Source organism: Bacillus sp. 16GRE42, assembly GCF_019837435.1.
Taxonomy (GTDB): Bacteria; Bacillota; Bacilli; order Bacillales; family Bacillaceae_G; genus Bacillus_A; species Bacillus_A wiedmannii.
On sequence record NZ_JADAXF010000004.1, the window covers coordinates 162,301 to 184,893 of the forward strand.

The window sequence follows — 22,593 nt, forward strand, 5'->3', positions numbered from 1 at the left end:
CCTATTAAAGTTGCTAATGCCCCAATTCCACAAATCTTTTTTGCTCTTGAATTCCCCAAAAATTTATTAAACATGAATCACATCACTCCTTTTTAGATTTCCTTATTACAAAAACATGATAAACTAATATAAAAATTTCATGTCGAAATTTACAACTTATTAACGAAAAAATGAAAAATAGCGCAAACTTATGTCTGCACTACTCTTTTCTCAAATCTCTCATATTCGATATGTATAAAGCAATAACTAAAACAAGAATGGATCCCGCATATAACAACGTCTCCATCGGTTCCTCATGAGATACAATAATTAATCGAATTAAAGCCGTAATTCCGATATAAATAAAATAACGTAACGGAAAATGATAATTCGACTTAAAATACTTAATAATCAATGCGATGAACTCGAAGTATAAGAAGTAGACGATAATACTTTCAACCAATTTATACGATGTATACTCCTTTTCCGAAAAGATATACTGCACAAATGTGATTGTCTCATTCACTAAGAAAATCGATAACACAATGGATAATATAATTAAAGCTATATTTAATATCCATTGCAAAACACTAGCTATAAGATGATCGATATTAAACGACTTCATTTTATCTTTAAACTCCCCTTCGTGTAAGTACGCATTTATTATAGCAAAATTATACTTACAAAAGTGTTAAATCAAATATGATCGTCCTCTTTCACTAACACTTCACCATCCTGATATTTACGTTTAATATAGCCGTTTCCCCAATCTTTACTTTGTATCTTTTAGCTTTTTCACAATGAAACTGTATGCGTTAAAATCGTTTCATGACATTATTACCTGCACATACCTACACTTTATATAATAACGGTACAGTACAAACAACGTACTGTACAAATATATGTGGGGGGATTAACTATGAACGAAGCGTTACTATTAATCGACATGCAAAATGATTACTTTGAAGGCGGCAATATGGAATTGCATCAACCTGAAAAAGCCGCACAAAAAACGAAAGAAGTCTTGAAAGTATTTCGTGAAAAATATAACACAGTTATTCACGTACAACATATTGCGAACAATGAAGGAGCTACTTTCTTCTTACCTGAAACAGTAGGTGTTCAAATTCATGATGATGTACAGCCAATCGCTAACGAAAGAGTCATACAAAAACATCACCCTAACAGTTTTTTAAGAACCAATTTATTTGAAACATTAAAGAAGGAAAAAATAGATCAACTAGTCATTTGCGGCATGATGACTCATGTATGTATTGATGCAACAGTACGTGCTGCCAGTGATTTAGGATTTCAATGTGTTGTAATTGAAGATGCTTGTACAACAAAAGATTTAGAATTTCAAGGAAATCTAATCCCCGCAGTACACGCTCATCAGTCATTCATGAGCGCATTAGAGTTTGGTGATATTTATGCAAAAGTCATGTCAGCAAACAGTTTTATAAACAAAAACAAATAAAGAATTCCATTTCCATATAAAAAAAGAAAGGATAAATATCTTATTCTTTCTTTTTTTCAATTGTCTTAATGACAGTATTTATACGATAATCACCATAATGTAAAACATCTGCAAGAGTCTCTTCTAATTGTTGATGTGAAGATGTGTGAAGAATCATGATATAACAGCCATCGCCACTTATACGATACATTTCAGTAATTACGTCCGTTTTTTCAAAAAAGGTTTGAATTTGATTATGATAATGTGGTGCATGCAGAAATAGTGTAACAAACGTCATAATAGACCCTTCTAACTTAGCCCTATCGATATCTATCGTATATTTTTGAATGACACCTGCCTCTTCTAATTTATTAATTCGTTTCCCAACAGCCTGGCCAGTCAAATGTACTCTCTCTCCAATTTCCTTCCAGTTCATTCTAGCGTTTTCTTGTAGTAACTTTATAATTTTAAAATCTGTTGAATCGAACATGGACATCCCCTTCCTATAAGAATCCCTTCTATAAGATCTTCATTTCCCCTACAATTCATCTTAAAAAATTTTACAATACAATCAATTCACTCTATTAGAAATTACATTATTGTTAACGGCTTTCCTTCTTCCTTACAATGTATTTTTTTAACAACTTTAAAAAGCCTTACTACACATAAATTGTAGTAAGGCTCTGACTATTTAAGATAAACATGAAACGACTTCATTATCTCTATACAAATAAAGTTTAGCAAATAATGTTACCATCCCCTCCAAGGAAAAGAAACCTTATTTCAACTTTCCTATCGATAAGTTAACACGATAATTCCCGTATTTTAATAGTCGTCCTAGAAAGTTATCTAAGTCTTCATTGGACGCAAAATGTGTTTTTAATAAATAACACCCCTCACCACTTATACGGTGTACTTCAGAAATCCCTTCTTCTCCTTGAAAGAAATTCATAAACTCTTGGTGATTAGCTGTTGTTACGAACAAAGTAACAAATGCAGTCACTACTTGTCCTAATTTGATTCGGTTTATTGCAATTGTATACTGTTCAATAATCCCTAAATCCTCTAATCTTCGAATTCGATTTCCTACGGCCTGCCCCGTCATATGTATTTTTTGGCCAAGCTCTTTCCATTGTATTCTTGAGTTTTCTCCTAATAATTTCAGTATCTCAAAATCTGTTTGATCAATGATATAAACCAATCCTTTCACCGTGAAAGTAGAAAGCCCGAAAGTGTTTCGCCAACTTATTCTGCTTATCAATACAATTCACTATACTTAGTTTATCCTCTTACATCACATTATTTATCAGTTATATTTACTTATAACACAGAGGACGCAACAAAAAATACATCTAGATTTAAAGGAGGTTACAAATATGTTATTACAAGAAATTCTATCGTTCAATGAACAATTTGTAGAAAATAAGGAATACGCTCCTCGTGAAGCGACAAAAATGCCTAAAAAACGTATGGTTGTTGTTTCTTGCATGGATGCTCGTTTAATTGAGCTACTTCCAAAAGCTTTAGATATACACGATGGTGATGCAAAAGTCATCAGAAATGCAGGTGGTAAAATTGCTTCTGCTTTCGATAGTGTTATGCAAAGTGTTGTCGCGTCAGTATACGATTTAAATGCAGATGAAATCTTCCTTATTGGACACCATAGATGTGGTGCGAGCCAAACGAATCCAAAAGGAACACTTCAAAAAATATTAGATCGTGGAGTAGCTTCACCAGAAATTTTATCAGCGATTGAATATGCTGGTGTTGACCTTAAAAAATGGTTATTCGGATTCGATGATGTTTGCGATTCAACACAAGCTAATGTTGATTTAGTAAGAAATCACCCACTTATTCCAAAAGATGTTCCTGTACACGGTTTAGTTATTGATCCACATACAGGGAAATTAGATGTAGTGGTAGATGGATATAAAGCATTACATGGTGAAACAAAATAATTAATATTACTTACACGAAGGGAAGTTATTAGATATGAAAAGACAAGTATTAGATATGAATCGACCGGAAGCTACAAAAAAAATTTTAGAAGCAAAAATTGCAAAAGGTTTAACATGGGAAGAAATTGCAAAAGTAAGTGAAAACTCTGAGACTTGGGTTGTAACAGCGTTATTAGGACAAGCTACAATGACACGTCCAGAAGCAGAAAAAATCGGTAAACTATTAGAATTAGATGAAGAAGTAGTTCAAGCATTAACAGTAGTTCCACTTCGCGGCCAAGTAATGGAAATGCCTCCTACTGACCCGATTGCATATCGTTTATATGAAATGATGTTACAATATGCACCAACTATTAGAGAGTTAATCTTAGAAAAAGCGGGCGAAGGTGTAATGAGTGCGATTAACTTCAACCTAGGTGTGGATACACAAGAAGATCCAAAAGGTGGCGATCCTCGTATTGTGATTACACTTAATGGGAAATTCTTGCCATTCCGTACATGGTAATTAATTAAAAATCTATCTATATAATTAAAATAATTTTATAGATTTAATAAATCCATCCTTTTTAATCTAACTGTGTAGAAAGGATGGATTTTTACTATGATATTCTTTTTCGGCAAAGGAGAATAATATGAATAAAAAACACTTTGATACGAGTTTTAGTATTCTACAATGGTTTGTGTTTCTATTAGCAAATGCAATTGCATTACCTATCATTATTGGTGGCATATTCCATTTACCAATAGAAGATATCTCAACATTAATGCAGCGGACTTTTTTAGTCGTGGGAGTAAGCTCGTTTCTACAAGCGTGGTTTGGGCATCGCTATCCCATTGCGGACGGGCCAGCCGGTTCATGGGTAAGTATATTTGTCATATTGGGACAAGTTGCTATGCATCAGGGACAAAGCGCAAAAGACGTGTTGCAACTTTTAGAAGGCGGATTAATTATTGCAGGTATATTACTCTTCGTTCTTGGTATAACAGGGCTTGTTCATCGAATCTTACGTTTATTTACACCCTTGGTTACAGGAACCTTTCTTTTAATATTATCTCTTCAGCTTAGTGGTGTGTTACTAAAAGGAATGATGGGATTACAAGGACCTGCAACTCATCCTGACTATACAACAGCTACTATTGCGCTCTTTGTTTTTGCCCTTATTACTTTCTTATCAATTAAAGGGAAAGGATGGATGAAAAGTTACGCTGTGTTACTTGGAATTTCATGTGGTTGGCTTTTGTATGCAGTATTAGGAAAATCATCTCATATGCCTTCACATACAACGCTAGTCAAGTTACCAGCGATATTTGCTTGGGGCACACCTAGATTCGATATTGGAATGACTCTAACTGCAACTTTATTTACCTTTCTTTTAGTTGCAAATACAATTGCTGCTATTTCGGCTGTAAAACAAGTGGCTCCCCTATCTAAAGAAAATGAAAAGCAAACACTGAACCGTGGTGTATGGGTCGGAGGTATATCACATATTATTTCATCATTGTTCTCTACAATTGGAATTGTACCATTACCTGCATCAGCAGGATTTATTCAACTAACAGGTCAAAAAAAGGTGAAGTCGTTTCTTATAGCAAGTCTTATATTAGCAGGTATTTCTTTTATCCCCTCAATTGTAAACTTTATATCCTTGCTACCAGGTCCTATTGCTAATTCTGCACTTTTAGCTACATTTGTCCAAGTAATAGGCATTTCATTTCAATCCATTTTACGTGAAGAATTAAAGCAACGCCGATTAACTATATTAGGAATTTCATTATTAATCAGTTTGGGAATAATGTTTCTTCCAGAAAGTGCATTTAGTGGAGTTCCTTCTTCCTTACAATATGTTTTAAGTAACGGATTACTCGTAGGTACTATGATCGTTATTTTGCTAGAGCAGTTTTGGAAAGAGTAAAATTTGTGACTAAGTGAAAAAGCGCCCTGATTACAGGGCGCTTTTTTATACCTAATGACTAATACTAGCCGTTGGGTATAATGTTGTTCCTCCAATTGAAACTTTTATTTCATTTGTTAATGGAACATTTTGTTCATTAATAATTGTTCTCCACCATTCCCATGCAAGACCAGTACATTCTCTAGCTACGATTTTTATATTTTTTGAATTTGGTGGAAGAGGGATAACTGTAGAGTAATGAGCTGTTTTGTCTCTGCCGCTACCATCCCATGTTTTATGTGTTAGTACTTCTTTCCCATTTTGATCAAATGTGAATTCATCCCAAGATACATCAAATTGAGCAACGTAAGCACCGTAATGATCAAGTTTCATTTTAGCACTTGAATATTCTGTAGTTGTCGTCTCAATATAATCTGTATTGTTATGAACAGCAGCAGTTGCATTATCTTTTAAGAAAGTGCTTGTATATGAAATTGGATATGCTGGATTTTTAAGACTTAATTCAGCATTATCTTTAATGATATTTCGGATTTCATTGAAATCTTTAGTAACAACCTTGTTATGCTCTTTCGCATCTCCGCCTAATACTACAGCAGTAAAGGTACTTTCTTCAAAAATATCTTTATACTGTCCACTCGTTTCGACGCTGTTATTCTTAAGTAAGGCTTTAAAAGCAGCTTGTACATCTTTACTCTTAGATGTTGTTTCTAATTTTACATAAACAGTTCTACCATAAGCTACATTTGAAACCATAACAGGTGGAGCCGAATTACTTACACCTTTACGAGTTAACTCACCAAAAGTAACACTATTATCAAAAAGATCGGATGGATTGTTAGGTAGTTCAGAACTTACGGTATAAAATATTTGCTTATATGCCGCTACCATCACTTTCTTCTCTCCATTTGCAACCGCATTAAAATCGATGTTTAGACTGTTATCGAGATATTTAGCGTTAACGTTAAGGGCACTTGCGATTTGTGATTTACTATAAACCATAGATTCTGTATACTGCATTCTTGCAGGTAACGTATGTGTTTTAGAATACTTTTCATTCCAAGTAGATACTAAATCATCTACTGCTCCAGCCACATTACCATATGTCGGATTTTGGACAGTAATTGTATTTTCTTTTCTCATGCCAGGTAAGTCTATACTAATATTCAAAGGCTTTCTCTTAGCCACTAATAAACTCGGTTGATTGTCTGCAAAAGCTTTATTTGCAAGTTGTACCGCTCCTGGATACGTACGATTCACCACAGAATCAATAATCGAAATATCGACTGGTGAAGTTGTAAGTGATTTTTTCTCGCGTTCCACTACTACAAATTTACCATTTGAATTGATACTTTCTTTCGGAACAAAACTCTCTACCTTATCACCATTTACAGCTAAAACTTCTTGATTATTATATTTAAGATTTGCTATGCCAGTATCAATGCCACTAGCATTTTTGATTACATCAGTTGCATTACCTACTTGTGTTTCTGCGAAGGAAATAGATGAATAATTAATAGTGCATAAACTAACTAATAAACATGTAAGGAATTTTCTTCTTTTAGTGTTTTTCTTAATATTCAGAAAAATCACCCCGTTCTTTTTTTAGTAAGATATGATAATGATTGATAAATGATAGCTAACTAATAAACTTACATAAATGCTTTTAAAAGTTCTTGAATTAACGGGATTACGCCACCTACAAATTTCAAAACTGCCATTGCGATTTCCATATTATTTCCTCCTTTTTCTTGCTACGATAATGTGATTTATCTTTATGCCCTCATTATAGTGACCCCTTACACTTTTATCAATACACTCTGATATGCAATATTACATATAAAAAACCAAGCTGAATTCTTTTAAAAAGTTATACAGAGATATTTTTTCGTTTGGTACATACTTGAATAGGTGAAGCATTCCTTTGCATTTTATGAGTAATTTACAAGTTTATTGTTTGAAGCATCGCAGGACCGGAAGTAATGAAATACCTGTGGGACAGAGCTATCATCGGCAATTGCATAAAAAAAGCTGCTGCCTATAAAATATAGACAGCAGCTTTTTTACATACTCATTTTGTAACTAATAAACAGCGATGGGCCCATAAGGACCTTTGATAATTTCTATTTTTGTTTCAAAAATATCTGTCAAAAGTGTTGGGTCCATAACCTCTTCTACTGTTCCAAAAGCAGCAATTTGTCCATCTTTCATAGCACAAATTTTATCAGAGTATTTAGCTGCAAAATTTATGTCATGCATAACAGTCAAAATTGTTCTTCCGAATTCATTAGCTGCACGTCTCAAATGCTCCATCATTTGAACAGAACGAGCAACATCAAGGTTGTTCAGAGGCTCGTCCAAAAGCACATATTCAGTCTCTTGGCACAATACCATCGCTACATATGCCCTTTGTCTTTGACCACCAGAAAGCTCATCTAAATATCTATTCTCTAAACTAGTTAAATCTAAGAAATCGATATATTTAGAAATGATAACCTCATCTTCTTTAGTTAATCTTCCCTTTGAATAAGGAAAGCGCCCAAATCCAACTAGTTGTCTAATAGTAAGCCTCGTTACAAAATGATTTTCTTGTCGCAATATAGTCAAAATTTTTGCTAAGTCTTTTGATTTGGATTCAGAAACATCCATATTCGCTACTTGAATTTGGCCTTCATCCATATCTAAGAGTCTTCCAATCATCAATAGTGTCGTAGACTTTCCAGCACCATTTGGTCCAATTAAAGAAGTAAAGCCCGCTTTTGGTATTTCAATATCCAAAGGTCCTATTTTTACCTTATCAGTATAGAACTTTTTAACATTATCAATTTTTATCATAAAGCCCTCTTCCTTAAAACAATAGTTAAGAATATGATTCCACCAAATAATTCAATAATAACTGAAACTACACCTTGAGCATTGAATACATGATACATTAAAAAGTATGCACTCGTCATTATCAAAAATCCTATTGCAAAAGCCATTGGAAAAATATATCTATGATCATAAGTTGACGCCGCCTGATAACTCAAAGTTGCTACTAAAAAGCCGTAGAAAGTAAGTGGCCCAATTAGAGCTGTTGAAATGGACATCAAAATAGCAACTAATACAAGCGTATAAATTACACTAGGTTGATATTTAACCCCAAAGGAAGTAGCAACATCCTTTCCAAGTGATAAAATATTCAACTTCTTAGAATGAACAAAAATTAATACCGCTACAATTATAATCACAGGAATTACAACAGGAAAATATGCAGGATCTGCATGATTAACAGAACCAAATAATTTCGCTTGTAAAATATCAAACTCTGAAGGCGCAAGTAGCTTTCTCATAAAAGTTGATACGGAATTCAGTCCAGTACCAATAATAATTCCAACTAAAAGCATAAGTTGTAAATTCCCGTATTTACCGGAAAGTAACCATCCATAAAGTATCAAACTCATCAAGACCATAGCAACAACTTGGAATAAAAATGATCCAATTCCATTAAAGTTTATTAATGCACTAGCACCAAAGAAGAATATTGTACTCGTATGAATTGCTGAATAAAGTGATTCGAAACCTAAAAGCGAAGGAGTAATAATCTTATTGTTCGTAATAGATTGGAAAGCAACTGTCGACAAGCTATGGCAAACTGCAGCAATAATCATCGCAACAATAGCTATTATCCTTCTCTTAACAACTGGGATAAAAGAAGGTGAATCTATCGGAACTGGATTGTTATAAACTAAAAGTCCATATGAAGAAAGGAGACCTAAAGCAATCAATGTTATCAGTACAATCCAATAACGTCTTGCTTCCTTCTTAGAACGAAAAGCACTAGCTGATCTACTTTCATTATGAAGGCTAGAATCGATTTCGACATTTTCTTTATTTTTATAGTCTAATGTGATCATCGTAGCCTCCTTGGTTTTCTTCGTCTCAATAAAATAGTAATAAACACGACTGCTCCCACTGTTGCAAGTATTAAAGAAACAGGTACTTCAAAAGGCTTTATAATTGTTCTAGAAATGATGTCACAGGTAGTTATTGTCCCCATTCCGATCACACATACCCAAGGTAAATTACTCCTAAGATCATCCCCTCTAAACATGGAAACAATGTTTGGAACAATTAATCCCAAGAAAGGTAAGTTTCCAATAACAGCTGCAACAATTCCAACTGCAACAGAGATAAGGCCAGTCCCAAAAAGAACAATTCTATTGTAATTAACTCCAAGGCTTGTTGCGACATCTTCTCCTAGCCCAGCTAAAGTCAATCTATTAGCATACATAAAAATAAGCAAAGTAACGATAACAATTAGCCATAAATATTCATATCTTCCCACCTGAACGGTAGCAAATGAACCTACGAACCAAGTTTCAATACTTTGCGTCATTTGAAAAAGGAGTCCCAAAAAAGTAGACACTGCAGAAATAACTGCTCCAAGCATCAATCCAATAATAGGGACAATTAAAGACGAACGAAGTTTAACTCTTCTTAAAAACAGAAAGAAAATCATAGTTCCTATAAAAGAAAAAATGATTGCACCAGTCATTCTTTGAACTAAAGTCGGGGCAGGAAATAATAAATATACAAAAAGCAGGCCTAAGCCTGACCATTCAATAGTCCCCGTTGTAGTAGGTTCAACAAAACGATTCTGTGTAATTAATTGCATTACGAGCCCTGCCATCGCCATTGCAGCTCCAGTAAGCATTAATGCAACTGTTCTCGGAACACGAGTGATGAAAAACATCTCCATTCCGTCCTCTTGTCCACGTATATCATAAACTCCAGTAAACAGTGATATAATCCCTAAAATTATAACAACTATAATCGCTATTATAAAAGGTTTTGTCCATATTTTATTGTGATTATAAAACTGGGGTTGAGAAATATTCTCAACCCTAGAAATCATATTTTTTGACACTGTTTCGTACTCCTTTACACTACTTAGCTAAAGTTTTTGCGATATTTCCAAATAACTCTATATAAGTCTCAATTGATTCATTTGTGTAAGTATCTGCTGGTGCATAAATAACTTGTTTTTTAGAAACAGCAGTTGTGTTTTGAAGAGCAGGTGATTTAGAAATAACATCTTGAGCAGGAGCTGAAGTAGCAGCATCAGATGTTGCAGCATCACGATCTAATACGAAAAGCCAATCAGGATTTGTTTGTGCAATAGCTTCAACAGAAACGTCATCACCTTTATGACCTGCAGTAGAATTAGACACTTCTAGTGCTGGAGTCCAACCGAAAATTTCATACATTGGTCCCCAAACGCGACCAGAGTGAGGCGCAGCAAAACCAATATTCCCACCAGTAACGATAACACTCATAACTTTATCTTTTCCATTATAAGCAGATTTTGCATTTTCAATAGATTTATCAAAATCAGCTACTAATTTTTTAGCCTCTTTATCTTTATCAAAGATTTTCCCTAAAGAAATTGTAGAATCTTTAAGTCCTTTTACTAAATTTTCTCCAGGCTTAGTAGCTTTCTCAGAAACATCAACATTAAGATCAATAACAGCTGCATTTGGCACTAATTTTTTGATTTCTTCGTAATGGCCAGCAAATCTTTGACCAACGATTACAAGGTCAGGGTTTGCCGCTGCTATAATTTCAAGATTTGGTTCGCGGTGATTCCCAATATTTTTAACTGAATCATCTTTTTTATATGCTGAATCTGCAGGCATTACATCCTTTGGAGCAGCCGCTAATTTAATTCCCCAATCAGCTAAAGTTTCAAAAGTTCTATTATCTAAAGCAACTACATTCTTTGGATTTACAGGGACTTTAACAGTTCCATGTGCATCAGTAATTTCAACCGTTTTTGGCTTATCACTACTATCACCTTTATTAGCTTTCGAAGTTTCCTTACCTGAATCTGAGCAAGCTACTAACATTAAAGTGAAAATCGCTAGAATACTTACTAATTTTAAAAGCATAGTTTTTTTCATACGTATACTCCTTATTATGTAATTTAGTTCGAAAATGATGACGTCCATAGATTGAATTAGATAGTAACTGCTATTCACCTAAACCAATATTGATAATCATTTTCATTTGAATATCCTGTTAATTAGTATAGTCATTAATTCTGTGAAAATCTTGTGAATGGTGTGAGTTAATAGAATTAAGCATACTTTGTATACGAAAAGTAATATGTGCAGTCAGGCGTGTTGATTAACCTTTATTTTACAGAGAATACATGAGAAAATCTTGATTTTCTTTTCAAGTAGGTACTTGCATTAGATACGGTCGCGCTAGAATCTTCCCCTCCACACTAACCAAATATATGAGCACCTTATAAACCATGATCCATTGCCTGATAGAAATATTCTAGTTCCGTCTTTTAATATTTCACAGAAACTATTTTATTATCTTATTTTTATCATTCAACCATTGAATAGCCTCTGCCATGTATCGTTTGAATATATCTGTCTTTCTTCTCGCACTTTAACTTTTTTCTTACATACCCAATATATAAGTCTACTACATTTGGATTTACTACTACGTTATATCCCCAAACCTGATTCAAAAGCATTTCACGGCTCAATATTGTATTTTTATTCTTGATTAAAAATACAAGTAAATCGTACTCGCGCTTCGTAAGCGAGAGATTTTCGCTACCTTTTTTCACAATATTGCTAGATGCATCAACAAAGAGATCTTTAAACTGAAAAAAGTTTGTCTCATTTTGCTGAGTATAGTCAGTTCTCCTTAAAATAGCTTGAACCCTTGCTACTAATTCTTCTTTCGCAAATGGTTTTCTAATATAATCATCTGCTCCTGCTTGTAGCCCTGCTATGCAATCCTTACTAGAAATATTGTCGGTCACAATAATGATCGGTGTCGTTTTAACAATTCGTATTTGTCTACAAATTTCTGGCCCCGATATACTTAATGAATCCCAATCCAATATGATAATATCCCAATCTTGTTCATATACTATATTTAAACCTTGGTTTTCATTGTGAAGTTTTAAAATGAAATAGCCCTCTTGCTTTAGACCGCTTACGATTTTCTTCGCAAAAGACCGTTCATTCTTAATTACTAACACCTGCTTCACCGATGGTTCACCTCTACTTCAATATAACTTAGTTAGATAAAAAATTATCTCAAAAAAACATTTTAAAATTTATAAATATGAACCCCCTAAAAAAGGCCATTGTAACAGCTTATTAGGAGAACTCTATATAATCTTACAATAAATATGAATAGAAACACAAAGGATATGAAGATTTAAATACATATTATGTAATCATTAAAGGTAGCTATAGTATCTACCTGTTTATCGTCAATAACTATTTCTTCATTTTCTTTTTCAGGGGTACCACCCTTCCCCCATCAACTTAAACATTTTATAAAACTACAAAACAAAAAGAACCATAAGCTTGCCACAAAAAATAGTAGTGGTCCATCTCCAACATTTAAAATCAAATATTTTTCATTGGGAATATCTTGTTGTTTTAGACTATAGAATAAAGTATTAGACCATTAAAAAATGGTTGTAAGCTGAAAAGGTATTAATCTTTTTGATTAAATAAAAAATACTTTTGTTTTTCTTTTATTTACTTTAATATCAATAAGGGCACCAAAAAAATAGATAGAGGTGCTAAAATGTACGGAATTATTAATTATGAAGTGTTTTTACTAACAGGGATTTTATTAAATTTAATTCCTGGTGCGGACACCATGTATATTGTGGGAAGAAGTATTTCACAAGGCAGAAAAGCAGGTGTGTATTCTGTTTTTGGTATTATTACTGCCTCTTTAGTTCATACGTTATTTGTTGCTTTTGGTTTATCTATTATACTTACAAAATCCGTTGTATTATTTAACATCATTAAGATTATTGGTGTTATCTATCTCGTATATCTAGGGATTAAAATGGTACTTGATAAGACGAATGTAGATTTCCAAGCTTCATCCAATAAATTAAACATTAGAAAGATATATATACAAGGGCTTTTAACAAGTCTTACGAATCCAAAAGTCTCTTTATTCTTTATTGCGTTTCTTCCGCAATTTATAGATACAAAGGCTTCAGGTCCTATTCCCTTTATCATTTTAGGACTTACTTTTACAGCCACTGGATTATTGTGGTGTTTATTTGTGGCTTATTTCTCTTCATATGTTACAAAAAAACTAAGAGGAAACCAAAAGGTAGGAATGATTCTAAATAAGGTAACAGGAATGATTTTTATTGGTATGGGGTTAAAGTTGCTTCAAACGAAAGCTCCTCAATGAACCTGAATAACATAACAATGCCCCCTTCTAAGAAATGTTATATCGGGTTTAAACCAATTCCTATATACTAAAAAGTCCCTTCAGAATTTGAAGGGGCTTTTTAATATACCTGTCTTGATGATACGATTCACTCTTTATTGAAAAAATGAGTGTAAATTGAGTCTGCTATCAAATAATTACTGTTAAAATAGATATTTCTTGCTGTTAGGAATAGTCGATGTATCTATTTGTATAGAGAAAGCATATCTTTGCCGCAAACAAAAAGAACCATAACCTCGCCAATCTGGCAAAGTTATGGTTCATATCATACAAAATAAAAAAACCACCAAATATGTATTGGTGGAGACGGTGGGAGTCGAACCCACGTCCAAAAATATCGGCACTTAAGCTTCTACGAGTGTAGTCGATATATTAGCATTTCGCGAACTCTTCGGCCTATCGACAGGCTTCCAAGTTGCTAGTCTGATTGTTCTCTTCCTTCGCCCTCAGACGGCGAACTCCGGCGTAGTCCACTTAGTTTGAGTCCCTTACCCTACCACATGGACGATGGAGGGAGGAACCTTTAGTGCAATTAAGCAGCTAAAGAAAGATTGTTTTGTTTGCCAATTATAGGCTTTGACGTTTTAACGAGGCCGATCCCCTCGACTCGCAACCTAAGCTCGAACTATCCCTGTCGAATCCGTAACGTCCCCATGATAAAAATGGAGCATACGAAGAAATATCGTGATAACTACTAAGAGCTGTTTTTCAATGTGCAACAATCTTACATAAGTTATTATAACATACGCGCGTCGTTTTACAAATGTAAATATCTGTATTACATCTTTTGACGATCACGGAACGCGCGTGCAATTTCACGTTTTGCTTCTTTCTCTTTTAAATCGTTACGCTTATCATATTGCTTTTTACCTTTTGCTAAACCAAGTGCCATTTTCGCGAATCCATTTTTTAAATAAATTCTAACTGGAACTAATGCATAGCCTGTTTCTTTTGAAGCACCCGTTAACTTCTCAATTTCTTTTTTATGAAGAAGTAACTTTCTTGTGCGAAGCGGATCATGGTTGAAACGATTCCCTTGCTCATATGTACTAATATGCATATTATGTACCCATACTTCACCATTATGTACACGTGCAAACGCATCTTTCAAGTTCACGCGTCCAGCGCGAATCGACTTAATTTCAGTTCCTTGAAGGACAAGCCCTGCCTCGTATGTTTCTTCAATGAAATAATCATGAAATGCTTTTTTATTTTGTGCAATAACCTTACCTGTACCCTTTGGCATATAACGTCCCTCCTCTATTTTTACTATTGTAACAAATGTTAATAAAAAGCGAAAGTGGCTCGCTCAGAATCGTTGGACATTGGAACTCCCGACAGAGAAGCGCTTTTTGCTTCGTCCGAGGGGGTGAAATGGCCAATAGATTCTAGCCACTGTAGCTGGATTCCATTAAAAAGCGAAAGTGGCTCGCTCTCAAGCCACCAATAAAAAAGAAAAAGCCCCGCTTTTCATCAAAGCGAAGCCCTCCTTTTCTTACTTACGCTTTTTCTTTTTCTTCTTGAATCCTGGTACATTTTCGAAGAATGCTTTTTTCTTCTTGCCGTTACCATCTTTTTTTCCTGGCTGACTAGCAGATGAGGATGCAGATGAGGACGCAGACGCTGATCCTCTTCCATTTCCTTTGCCACCACGGTCAAATTTTCTACCTGTGCCACGTTCTCCGCCGCGCTCATTACTGCGCTCGCTACGTCCACCGCGTTTCTTTCTGCCTGTTCTTGGCTGTTCGATAACGACTGGACGATCTTTGAACTTACGACGCGGCGTACCTTTCATGCCAACGATTTCAAAGTCGATTGCACGCTCGTCTTTGTTTACGTTAATAACGCGAATTGTAATTTCGTCTCCGATGCGGAATACGTTACCTGTACGTTCTCCGATCATTGCGAAATGTTTCTCATCATAACGGTAGTAATCATCCGTTAAGTAGCTAACGTGTACAAGACCTTCAATTGTATTTGGAAGCTCTACGAATAAACCGAAGTTTGTTACAGAGCTAATCATACCATCATACTCTTCGCCGATCTTATCAACCATATACTCTGCTTTTTTCATTTCGTCTGTTTCACGTTCTGCTTCAACAGCACGGCGTTCCATATTAGAAGAATGCTCTGCAATTTCAGGTAAGTTTTCACGCCATTTTGCTTGTGTTTCGTTGTCGACTTTACCGTTAATGATATATTCACGAATTAATCTATGAACGATTGTATCTGGATAACGACGAATTGGTGATGTGAAATGTGTGTAGAACTCAGTTGATAAACCGAAATGTCCTAAGCTATCCGCATCGTAACGCGCTTGCTTCATTGAACGAAGCATTACTGTTGAAATAACTACTTCTTCCGGTTGTCCTTGAACCATTTCAAGAATTTGTTGCAGCGCACGAGGATGTATTTCATTCGCACGTCCTTTTACTGCATATCCGAAGTTCGTTACAAACTCGAAGAAACGTTCTAGCTTATCTTCTTTCGGATCTTCATGGACACGGTACATGAATGGTACGTTCATCCAGTGGAAATGCTCTGCTACTGTTTCGTTCGCAACAAGCATAAATTCTTCAATTAACTTCTCTGATACAGAACGATCACGCATGACAACATCTGTCGGTTTTCCTTCTTCATCTACTAATACTTTCGCTTCTTTAAAGTCAAAGTCAATTGCACCACGGCGCATACGTTTTTCACGTAAAATCTGTGCCAATTGACCCATCTCTTTAAACATCGGTACTAGCGGCTCATAGCGTTTGATTAACTCTTCGTCCTCATCTTCTAAAATGCTTCTTACGTCAGCATACGTCATACGCTCTGTCGTTTTAATCACACTTTGGAAAATCTCATGCTTTACAACATCACCTAAGTTGTTGATTTCCATTTCACAAGATAACGTCAGACGGTCTACTTTCGGGTTTAACGAACAAATACCATTAGATAGACGATGCGGAATCATCGGAATTACACGGTCAACAAGATATACACTCGTTGCTCTTTCCACTGCTTCTACATCAATTGGAGAACCTTCTTGAACGTAATGACTTACATCCGCAATATGAACGCCAAGCTTGTAGTTACCGTTCTCGAGCTTCGTTACTGTAACAGCGTCATCTAAATCTTTCGCGTCTGCACCGTCAATCGTTACGATCATTTGGTCACGCAGGTCACGGCGATCTTTTAAATCTTCTTCTGAAATCGTTTCTGGTACACTGTTTGCATGCTCCATCACTTCTTCAGGGAACGCTAAAGGTAGATGATGTTTATGGATAACTGATAAAATATCTACTCCTGGATCATTTTTATGACCTAGAATTTGAATAACTTCACCTTCTGCACTTAAACGATTCTCTGGATAGCTCGTAATTTTCACAACTACTTTATGGCCTTCTACAGCACCCATTGATGCACTTTTCAAGATAAAGATATCACTCGTCCAGCGCTTATTGTCAGGTATAACAAATCCAAAGTTTTTCGATTCTGTATATGTACCAACTAGTTCTTTCGTGCCGCGCTCTAAAATACGTACAATTGAACCTTCTTGGCGTGATCCACTTGATTGTGCGCTAACACGCGCTAATACTGTATCACCATGAAGTGCACCGTTTAACTCTGTAGGCGGGATGAAAAGATCATCATCTCCCGTTTTCTTCTCTTCTGGTACAACGAATGCAAAGCCACGTGCATGTCCAATTAATTTACCGCGTACTAAATTCATCTTTTCAGGAAGACCGTAACGGTTACTACGTGTGCGAATAACAAGCCCCTTCTCTTCCATCATTACAAGTGCCTTTACAAAATCTTTAAAGCCCTCAGACCCTTCAATTCCAAATGCCTCTTCTAACTCTTGTATTGTTAACGGTTTATACGCTTCTTCTCTCATAAATAATAACAACTTATCAATATTTTCTTGTATGATTTCTTCCAAGCAGAAATACCTCCTTTAAACCCTTATATTATTTAGTGTATCCGAAAGACTGGGGATGTATAAAGCGAAACTTTAATACTCCCCTAATGATTTTTACAGTTTTCACAAAAAATTCCTTATGAAAAAAAGAGGCAACTAGATCTTACCAATCTAGTTGCTCCAAGAAGTTATATACATCCTCATGTAGCTCGTCACGTTGCTTATCAAGTGTAATGACATGCGTAGAGTCTTCATACCATTTAATGTCTTTTAACGTAGATTCTACACCGTTATAAATAATGTTAGCACTATCTGTATTAATCATTTCATCATGACGTGCTTGTACAACAAATGTCGGTGCATAAATCATATCCACATTGTTACGTACGTCAGCAATTAATTGTTGTAATGCTTTTAATGTATTCATCGGTGTCTTTTGGAATTCCAACATTTCTTGTTCGATTTGCTCTGGTGATTTTTGCTCACGGTTTTTATATTCGCGGGCATATGCCAATATACCTTGGTACATCGTTTCTTCACTCTTAATATACATTGGTGCACACATTGGTACTACACCTAAAACAGGTACTGTATAACCTAATTTTAAAGAAAATACGCCGCCAAGTGATAATCCAACAACAGCAATTTTCTCAAAGCCTTTATCTTTTAAAAGCTGATATGCCTCCATTACGTCTTGCCACCAATCTTCAGGACCTGTATGAACAAGCTCTTCTGGTGGTACACCGTGCCCTTTATAAATTGGCGCATGACAAGTGTAGCCTTTCTTCTCTAAGAAACGCCCTAACATACGTACATCAGCTGAGTTTCCTGTGAAACCATGTAGTAATAAAACAGCGCGGTCTCCACCCTCAAATGTAAATGGTTTCGGAGATGCTAATTTCATCATGTACTTCTCCTCTTTCTCTTCTGTAATCTAGTCGTATTCTTTCTATATCTAGTGTACCATATTTATATTTCTATAATCTAATTAGAAACATCTTTCAAATAGCAAAATAAAAAAAGAAGAACCATTAGTACATCTTACTAACGCTTCTTCTTTCAATTCTATAAATTTAAGTACGTAACAGCAATTGTTAATACGAAGAATAGAACAGCTAAAACAATTGTAATACGGTTTAATACTGCTTCAATTCCACGTGCTTTTTGCTTACCAAATAATTGCTCTGCACCGCCTGAAATTGCACCTGAAAGGCCTGAGCTATTACTAGACTGCATAAGTACCATAACAATCATTAAAATCGATACAATAATAAGTAAAACGGATAATAACGTATGCACTTGGCGTACCTCCTACAAAGATTCAGTTATTTTAACTGTAGCATAAATCCTATAGAAAAGCGAGAGCTATAGAGTCGCTCTCGCTTTTCTTCTATTACATAAACATCATTGCAAATAACGGCCCGAGCAAACATGTCAAAATTGCTGTTAATGTCATTGTTACCGATCCAATAACACCTTCATGTTCATTATTTTTCATCGCTCTCATTACACCCATAATATGAGAAGCACATCCAAATCCGATACCTTTACCAACTGAGTTTGTAACACGGCTCCATTTTAATAAAAGTGGGCCAGTAATCGTTCCAGTAATACCTGCGATAACAACGAAAGCTGCTGTTAATGAAGGTACACCACCAACTTGCTCTGAAACACTCATCGCAACTGGCATTGTCACCGATTTTGGTAAAGAAGATAAAATTAAGCTTTTATCTGTTCCCATAAGTGATGCAATGGCAAAATCACTGGCGATTGCAACTGTTGTTCCTACTAATACCCCGCCGGCAATCGGTACAACATATTTTTGCAGAACGTGACGTTGTTTATAAAGAGGGATTGCAAATGCTACAACACCGGGCCCCAGCAGTTTTGCAATCCAGCCACCACCGCTTTCCATATAATGTTGATATGGTATATCAAGCATGATAAATAAGAAAGCCATTAATCCTGTTGCTACAAGCATTGGAATGGTGAATGGTGTTGGAAATAATTTATAGATTTTTTTAGATAATTGGTATAATAGCACCGTAAAAAGAACCCAACCGATTCCGATTAATATTTGGCTCATCTCGACTCTCTTTCCTTTCTATTCGCAAGATATTGTCCTGTATGTCCTGCGACAATAATAATTAAAAATGTACTCGCTACAATTGTAATGAAAAGAGAAATTCCTTTACTCATAAAAAAAGCACCGTAATTCATTAGGCCAAGCGTTGGCGGAATTAATAAAAACGGCATAATAGCAACGAGTGTTTCTGCTCCTAAATCGAACCATTTCACTGGAAGGACTTTTAGGCTAAGTAAAACAAGTAAGAGGAACATTCCAATCAAACTTCCTGGAATCGGAATATTTAACACTTCTTGTACCCAATTTCCAACCATATAAAAAACGTAAAGAGCTACAATTTGGACAAGAATCTTTGTAAATTTCATGTTCATCATCCCTCATGTTTATACGATCTTCTCTTAATATCTTTATCATAGTATAAATTGTAAAAAGCTGCAATTTATCAACTTGACAGCAAAAACAGCCTATGTTATACGCTTACACCCTTGATATGACTGCATTTCTAAACAAAAATTAAGTCAAAAACCTTGACCTAATATAAAAAGTTTTTATTTTCTGAATTTGTAACGTTGTTATTTCAATAAAATAATCTTTTTATCCTTAAGCTTACATATATATAAAGTGAAACTTTCATTAGTGGCGGTTTTCTTCCTCCCCACAATCGGACTTTTACGGGATAAACAAGATAGGTGGTGAGCATATGCCAAAAAAAGTTCTTATTTTTTGTGATCCTGGGATTGATGATACGATGGCTCTCCTCTTAGCATTCTTTATCGATGAAATAGAAATCGTCGGTATTGTTGCTGATTACGGCAATGTCCCAAAAGAAATGGCCGTACAAAACGCTCATTTTCTTAAGAGCGAAGCAAAGGATAGAAATATCAAGATATTTGGTGGTTCAGAACGTCCACTTACTGGTGCCCCTCCAGCTTTCTTTACGGAAGTACACGGGAAACAAGGGCTCGGGCCAATTATTCCAAAGGGACATGTGACTAACGGGGAGATGGAGAATTTTTTCGAAGTTATTCCTCTTATTGAACAGTATAAAGATGAATTAATCATTGTAAGTTTAGGAAGACTTACCTCCCTAGCAATTTTATTCATTGTATGTAAACAGCTCATGAAGCAAATTACATCTTACTACGTAATGGGCGGCGCCTTTTTACATCCTGGTAATGTGACCCCTATTTCCGAAGCGAACTTTTATGGCGATCCTACTGCCGCTAATATAGTCCTTCAATCCTCACCTAACATGTACATCTATCCATTAAACGTCACTCAGTATTCCATCATTACACCAGAAATGGCTGAATACATTGAAGCAAAAGGAAAAGCCCCACTCGTCAAACCGTTATTCGATCATTATTACTACGGCTATTATAAAGACGCCTTACCGCATTTAAAGGGGAGCCCCTTCCATGACACAATGCCAATACTCGCTTTACTTGATAACTCTATGTTTACGTATCACAAGTCACCTATCGTTGTCATGACAGAATCTTATGCACAAGGAGCAAGCATAGGAGAATTTCGTTCTTTAGGAGAATCTAAGCCATTTATTGATTGGCCGAGTCATCAAATCGCAATTGATTTTGATTATAACCGCTTCTTTAAATATTTCATGTCACTTATGACGGGTGAGCAATTTTAGCATAAAAAAACAGACCGTGATTTCTCACGGTCTGTCGTTATTTTCTACAATTATCGTTTAATGTTGTAGAAAGATTTGATACCATCGTAAACAGCGATTTCGCCTAGTTCGTCTTCGATGCGTAATAATTGGTTGTACTTAGCAATACGGTCAGTACGGCTCATAGAACCAGTTTTGATTTGGCCAGCGTTAGTTGCAACTGCGATGTCAGCGATTGTAGCATCTTCAGTTTCACCAGAACGGTGAGATACAACTGCTGTGTAACCAGCACGTTTAGCCATTTCGATAGCTTCGAAAGTCTCAGTTAAAGTACCGATTTGGTTAACTTTAATTAAGATTGAGTTAGAGATACCTTTTTCGATACCTTCAGCAAGTTTTTGAGTGTTAGTTACGAATAAGTCGTCACCAACTAATTGTACTTTATCACCGATACGCTCAGTTAATAATTTGTGACCATCCCAGTCGTTTTCGTCTAAACCATCTTCAATAGAGATGATTGGGAAGTCTTTGCAAAGCTCTTCGTAGAAATCAACCATTTCTGCAGAAGTTAAGCCAGTACGGCCTTCGCCTGCAAGGTCATATTTACCAGTTTCTTTGTTGTAGAACTCAGAAGAAGCAACGTCCATTCCTAAGAATACGTTCTCGCCAGCTTTGTAACCAGCTTTTTCGATAGCTTCGATGATTACTTCTAATGCTTCACGGTTAGAACCAAGGTTTGGAGCGAATCCACCTTCGTCACCTACTGCAGTGTTAAGACCTTTGTCATGTAATACAGCTTTAAGTGCATGGAATACTTCAGCACCCATACGGATTGATTCTTTGAATGTTGGAGCACCAACTGGTAAGATCATGAACTCTTGGAAGTCTACGTTGTTATCAGCGTGAGAACCACCGTTGATGATGTTCATCATTGGAGTTGGTAATTGTTTTGCATTGAATCCACCAAGGTAACGGTATAATGGAAGACCTACGAAGTCAGCTGCTGCGTGAGCTACTGCCATAGATACACCAAGGATAGCGTTAGCGCCTAGTTTACCTTTGTTTGGAGTGCCATCTAATTCGATCATAGCACGGTCGATACCAGCTTGGTCAGTTACGTCGAAACCAACGATTTCTGGAGCGATTGCTTCGTTAACGTTGTTTACTGCATTTAGAACACCTTTACCAAGGTAACGAGATTTGTCACCGTCACGTAATTCTACTGCTTCGTGCTCACCAGTAGATGCACCACTTGGTACGATAGCGCGTCCGAAAGCGCCGCTTTCTGTGTAAACTTCTACTTCTACAGTTGGGTTACCACGAGAGTCAAGGACTTCGCGAGCATAAACATCAATAATTGTTGACATAATAAATTCTCTCCTTTTTA

At 35.7% G+C, this 22,593-nt stretch carries 22 protein-coding genes and 1 other RNA gene; 6 read left to right on the top strand and 17 right to left on the bottom strand.

Annotated features, from left to right (window positions below; all coding sequences use genetic code 11):
- Positions 1 to 199: 199 nt before the first annotated feature.
- Complete coding sequence (gene psiE, locus ILS93_RS21350) at positions 200 to 604, bottom strand: phosphate-starvation-inducible protein PsiE (RefSeq protein ID WP_000834706.1); 405 nt, start codon at positions 602 to 604, stop codon at positions 200 to 202.
- A 294-nt stretch (positions 605 to 898) separates the two neighbouring features.
- On the opposite strand from psiE, the gene ILS93_RS21355 reads away from it, so the two are divergent.
- Positions 899 to 1,456, top strand: a complete 558-nt coding sequence (locus tag ILS93_RS21355; RefSeq protein WP_222661233.1) for a cysteine hydrolase family protein — start codon at positions 899 to 901, stop codon at positions 1,454 to 1,456.
- 40 nt (positions 1,457 to 1,496) lie between these two features.
- On the opposite strand, the gene ILS93_RS21360 is transcribed toward ILS93_RS21355, so the two are convergent.
- Both ILS93_RS21360 and ILS93_RS21365 read right to left on the bottom strand, forming a co-directional pair.
- Positions 1,497 to 1,925, bottom strand: coding sequence for an Lrp/AsnC family transcriptional regulator (locus tag ILS93_RS21360; RefSeq protein WP_223270633.1), 429 nt, complete (start codon positions 1,923 to 1,925; stop codon positions 1,497 to 1,499).
- A 288-nt stretch (positions 1,926 to 2,213) separates the two neighbouring features.
- Positions 2,214 to 2,645: an Lrp/AsnC family transcriptional regulator gene (locus tag ILS93_RS21365; RefSeq protein ID WP_002008929.1), complete on the bottom strand. Its 432-nt coding sequence runs from the start codon at positions 2,643 to 2,645 to the stop codon at positions 2,214 to 2,216.
- 166 nt (positions 2,646 to 2,811) lie between these two features.
- Between ILS93_RS21365 and ILS93_RS21370 the strand changes: the two genes are divergently transcribed.
- From ILS93_RS21370 to ILS93_RS21380, 3 genes are all read left to right on the top strand, one after another.
- Positions 2,812 to 3,393 carry a beta-class carbonic anhydrase gene (locus tag ILS93_RS21370; RefSeq protein ID WP_000926488.1) on the top strand — a complete coding sequence of 194 codons (582 nt, stop codon included), beginning with the start codon at positions 2,812 to 2,814 and terminating at the stop codon, positions 3,391 to 3,393.
- Positions 3,394 to 3,448: 55 nt separating this feature from the next.
- Positions 3,449 to 3,898, top strand: coding sequence for a cyanase (gene cynS / locus ILS93_RS21375; RefSeq protein WP_033657709.1), 450 nt, complete (start codon positions 3,449 to 3,451; stop codon positions 3,896 to 3,898).
- 127 nt (positions 3,899 to 4,025) lie between these two features.
- Entirely contained in the window at positions 4,026 to 5,306 is a 1,281-nt protein-coding gene (locus ILS93_RS21380) for a purine/pyrimidine permease (protein ID WP_064476229.1), read from the top strand.
- A gap of 51 nt (positions 5,307 to 5,357) precedes the next feature.
- Here ILS93_RS21380 and alo read toward each other — a convergent pair whose 3' ends face one another.
- The 6 genes from alo to ILS93_RS21410 all read right to left on the bottom strand — a co-directional run bounded on the left by alo (position 5,358) and on the right by ILS93_RS21410 (position 12,357).
- Complete coding sequence (gene alo, locus ILS93_RS21385; protein WP_222661235.1) at positions 5,358 to 6,896, bottom strand: anthrolysin O/cereolysin O family cholesterol-dependent cytolysin Alo; 1,539 nt, start codon at positions 6,894 to 6,896, stop codon at positions 5,358 to 5,360.
- 489 nt (positions 6,897 to 7,385) lie between these two features.
- Complete coding sequence (locus ILS93_RS21390; protein WP_063263139.1) at positions 7,386 to 8,138, bottom strand: iron ABC transporter ATP-binding protein; 753 nt, start codon at positions 8,136 to 8,138, stop codon at positions 7,386 to 7,388.
- Positions 8,135 to 9,199 carry an iron chelate uptake ABC transporter family permease subunit gene (locus ILS93_RS21395; protein WP_222661238.1) on the bottom strand — a complete coding sequence of 355 codons (1,065 nt, stop codon included), beginning with the start codon at positions 9,197 to 9,199 and terminating at the stop codon, positions 8,135 to 8,137. The genes ILS93_RS21390 and ILS93_RS21395 overlap by 4 nt, the downstream gene beginning before the upstream one ends.
- Positions 9,196 to 10,212: an ABC transporter permease gene (locus ILS93_RS21400; RefSeq protein WP_000042060.1), complete on the bottom strand. Its 1,017-nt coding sequence runs from the start codon at positions 10,210 to 10,212 to the stop codon at positions 9,196 to 9,198. Before ILS93_RS21400 ends, ILS93_RS21395 begins: the two co-directional genes overlap by 4 nt.
- A gap of 19 nt (positions 10,213 to 10,231) precedes the next feature.
- Positions 10,232 to 11,245 carry a siderophore ABC transporter substrate-binding protein gene (locus ILS93_RS21405; RefSeq protein WP_000753430.1) on the bottom strand — a complete coding sequence of 338 codons (1,014 nt, stop codon included), beginning with the start codon at positions 11,243 to 11,245 and terminating at the stop codon, positions 10,232 to 10,234.
- 434 nt (positions 11,246 to 11,679) lie between these two features.
- Positions 11,680 to 12,357 (bottom strand): response regulator transcription factor, encoded by a 678-nt coding sequence (locus tag ILS93_RS21410; RefSeq protein ID WP_064476226.1) that lies wholly within the window; start codon positions 12,355 to 12,357, stop codon positions 11,680 to 11,682.
- A 551-nt stretch (positions 12,358 to 12,908) separates the two neighbouring features.
- Between ILS93_RS21410 and ILS93_RS21415 the strand changes: the two genes are divergently transcribed.
- Complete coding sequence (locus ILS93_RS21415) at positions 12,909 to 13,538, top strand: LysE family translocator (RefSeq protein ID WP_103655855.1); 630 nt, start codon at positions 12,909 to 12,911, stop codon at positions 13,536 to 13,538.
- A 337-nt stretch (positions 13,539 to 13,875) separates the two neighbouring features.
- Here ILS93_RS21415 and ssrA read toward each other — a convergent pair.
- From ssrA to ILS93_RS21450, 7 genes are all read right to left on the bottom strand, one after another.
- Positions 13,876 to 14,230, bottom strand: a transfer-messenger RNA (tmRNA) gene (gene ssrA, locus ILS93_RS21420).
- Between the two features lie 125 nt (positions 14,231 to 14,355).
- Positions 14,356 to 14,823 (bottom strand): SsrA-binding protein, encoded by a 468-nt coding sequence (smpB, locus tag ILS93_RS21425; RefSeq protein ID WP_001123922.1) that lies wholly within the window; start codon positions 14,821 to 14,823, stop codon positions 14,356 to 14,358.
- A gap of 249 nt (positions 14,824 to 15,072) precedes the next feature.
- Positions 15,073 to 17,511 carry a ribonuclease R gene (gene rnr / locus ILS93_RS21430; protein WP_222661240.1) on the bottom strand — a complete coding sequence of 813 codons (2,439 nt, stop codon included), beginning with the start codon at positions 17,509 to 17,511 and terminating at the stop codon, positions 15,073 to 15,075.
- 142 nt (positions 17,512 to 17,653) lie between these two features.
- On the bottom strand, positions 17,654 to 18,394 hold the full coding sequence (gene estA, locus ILS93_RS21435) for a carboxylesterase (protein WP_000761972.1): 741 nt from the start codon (positions 18,392 to 18,394) through the stop codon (positions 17,654 to 17,656).
- Between the two features lie 161 nt (positions 18,395 to 18,555).
- Positions 18,556 to 18,789, bottom strand: a complete 234-nt coding sequence (secG, locus tag ILS93_RS21440) for a preprotein translocase subunit SecG (protein ID WP_000557263.1) — start codon at positions 18,787 to 18,789, stop codon at positions 18,556 to 18,558.
- A 94-nt stretch (positions 18,790 to 18,883) separates the two neighbouring features.
- Positions 18,884 to 19,576, bottom strand: coding sequence for an LrgB family protein (locus ILS93_RS21445; RefSeq protein ID WP_000078299.1), 693 nt, complete (start codon positions 19,574 to 19,576; stop codon positions 18,884 to 18,886).
- Positions 19,573 to 19,941 carry a CidA/LrgA family holin-like protein gene (locus ILS93_RS21450; RefSeq protein WP_103655863.1) on the bottom strand — a complete coding sequence of 123 codons (369 nt, stop codon included), beginning with the start codon at positions 19,939 to 19,941 and terminating at the stop codon, positions 19,573 to 19,575. Before ILS93_RS21450 ends, ILS93_RS21445 begins: the two co-directional genes overlap by 4 nt.
- 335 nt (positions 19,942 to 20,276) lie before the next feature.
- Here ILS93_RS21450 and ILS93_RS21455 point away from each other — a divergent pair, with 335 nt between their 5' ends.
- Positions 20,277 to 21,227 (top strand): nucleoside hydrolase, encoded by a 951-nt coding sequence (locus ILS93_RS21455; RefSeq protein ID WP_103655864.1) that lies wholly within the window; start codon positions 20,277 to 20,279, stop codon positions 21,225 to 21,227.
- Positions 21,228 to 21,277: 50 nt separating this feature from the next.
- Here ILS93_RS21455 and eno read toward each other — a convergent pair whose 3' ends face one another.
- A complete protein-coding gene (gene eno / locus ILS93_RS21460) occupies positions 21,278 to 22,573 on the bottom strand; it encodes a phosphopyruvate hydratase (protein ID WP_000103948.1) in 1,296 nt (431 codons plus the stop codon).
- Positions 22,574 to 22,593: the final 20 nt, after the last annotated feature.

What these genes read in the sequence shown, in the direction of transcription:
- ILS93_RS21450 (WP_103655863.1), bottom strand. Translation starts at nt 19,941, where the DNA reads ATGAAATTTACAAAGATTCTTGTCCAAATTGTAGCTCTTTACGTTTTT.
- cynS (WP_033657709.1), top strand. Translation starts at nt 3,449, where the DNA reads ATGAATCGACCGGAAGCTACAAAAAAAATTTTAGAAGCAAAAATTGCA.
- ILS93_RS21355 (WP_222661233.1), top strand. Translation starts at nt 899, where the DNA reads ATGAACGAAGCGTTACTATTAATCGACATGCAAAATGATTACTTTGAA.
- psiE (WP_000834706.1), bottom strand. Translation starts at nt 604, where the DNA reads ATGAAGTCGTTTAATATCGATCATCTTATAGCTAGTGTTTTGCAATGG.
- ILS93_RS21415 (WP_103655855.1), top strand. Translation starts at nt 12,909, where the DNA reads ATGTACGGAATTATTAATTATGAAGTGTTTTTACTAACAGGGATTTTA.
- ILS93_RS21405 (WP_000753430.1), bottom strand. Translation starts at nt 11,245, where the DNA reads ATGAAAAAAACTATGCTTTTAAAATTAGTAAGTATTCTAGCGATTTTC.
- ILS93_RS21390 (WP_063263139.1), bottom strand. Translation starts at nt 8,138, where the DNA reads ATGATAAAAATTGATAATGTTAAAAAGTTCTATACTGATAAGGTAAAA.
- ILS93_RS21380 (WP_064476229.1), top strand. Translation starts at nt 4,026, where the DNA reads ATGAATAAAAAACACTTTGATACGAGTTTTAGTATTCTACAATGGTTT.
- smpB (WP_001123922.1), bottom strand. Translation starts at nt 14,823, where the DNA reads ATGCCAAAGGGTACAGGTAAGGTTATTGCACAAAATAAAAAAGCATTT.
- eno (WP_000103948.1), bottom strand. Translation starts at nt 22,573, where the DNA reads ATGTCAACAATTATTGATGTTTATGCTCGCGAAGTCCTTGACTCTCGT.
- ILS93_RS21445 (WP_000078299.1), bottom strand. Translation starts at nt 19,576, where the DNA reads ATGAGCCAAATATTAATCGGAATCGGTTGGGTTCTTTTTACGGTGCTA.
- ILS93_RS21370 (WP_000926488.1), top strand. Translation starts at nt 2,812, where the DNA reads ATGTTATTACAAGAAATTCTATCGTTCAATGAACAATTTGTAGAAAAT.
- ILS93_RS21360 (WP_223270633.1), bottom strand. Translation starts at nt 1,925, where the DNA reads ATGTTCGATTCAACAGATTTTAAAATTATAAAGTTACTACAAGAAAAC.
- estA (WP_000761972.1), bottom strand. Translation starts at nt 18,394, where the DNA reads ATGAAATTAGCATCTCCGAAACCATTTACATTTGAGGGTGGAGACCGC.
- ILS93_RS21395 (WP_222661238.1), bottom strand. Translation starts at nt 9,199, where the DNA reads ATGATCACATTAGACTATAAAAATAAAGAAAATGTCGAAATCGATTCT.
- ILS93_RS21455 (WP_103655864.1), top strand. Translation starts at nt 20,277, where the DNA reads ATGCCAAAAAAAGTTCTTATTTTTTGTGATCCTGGGATTGATGATACG.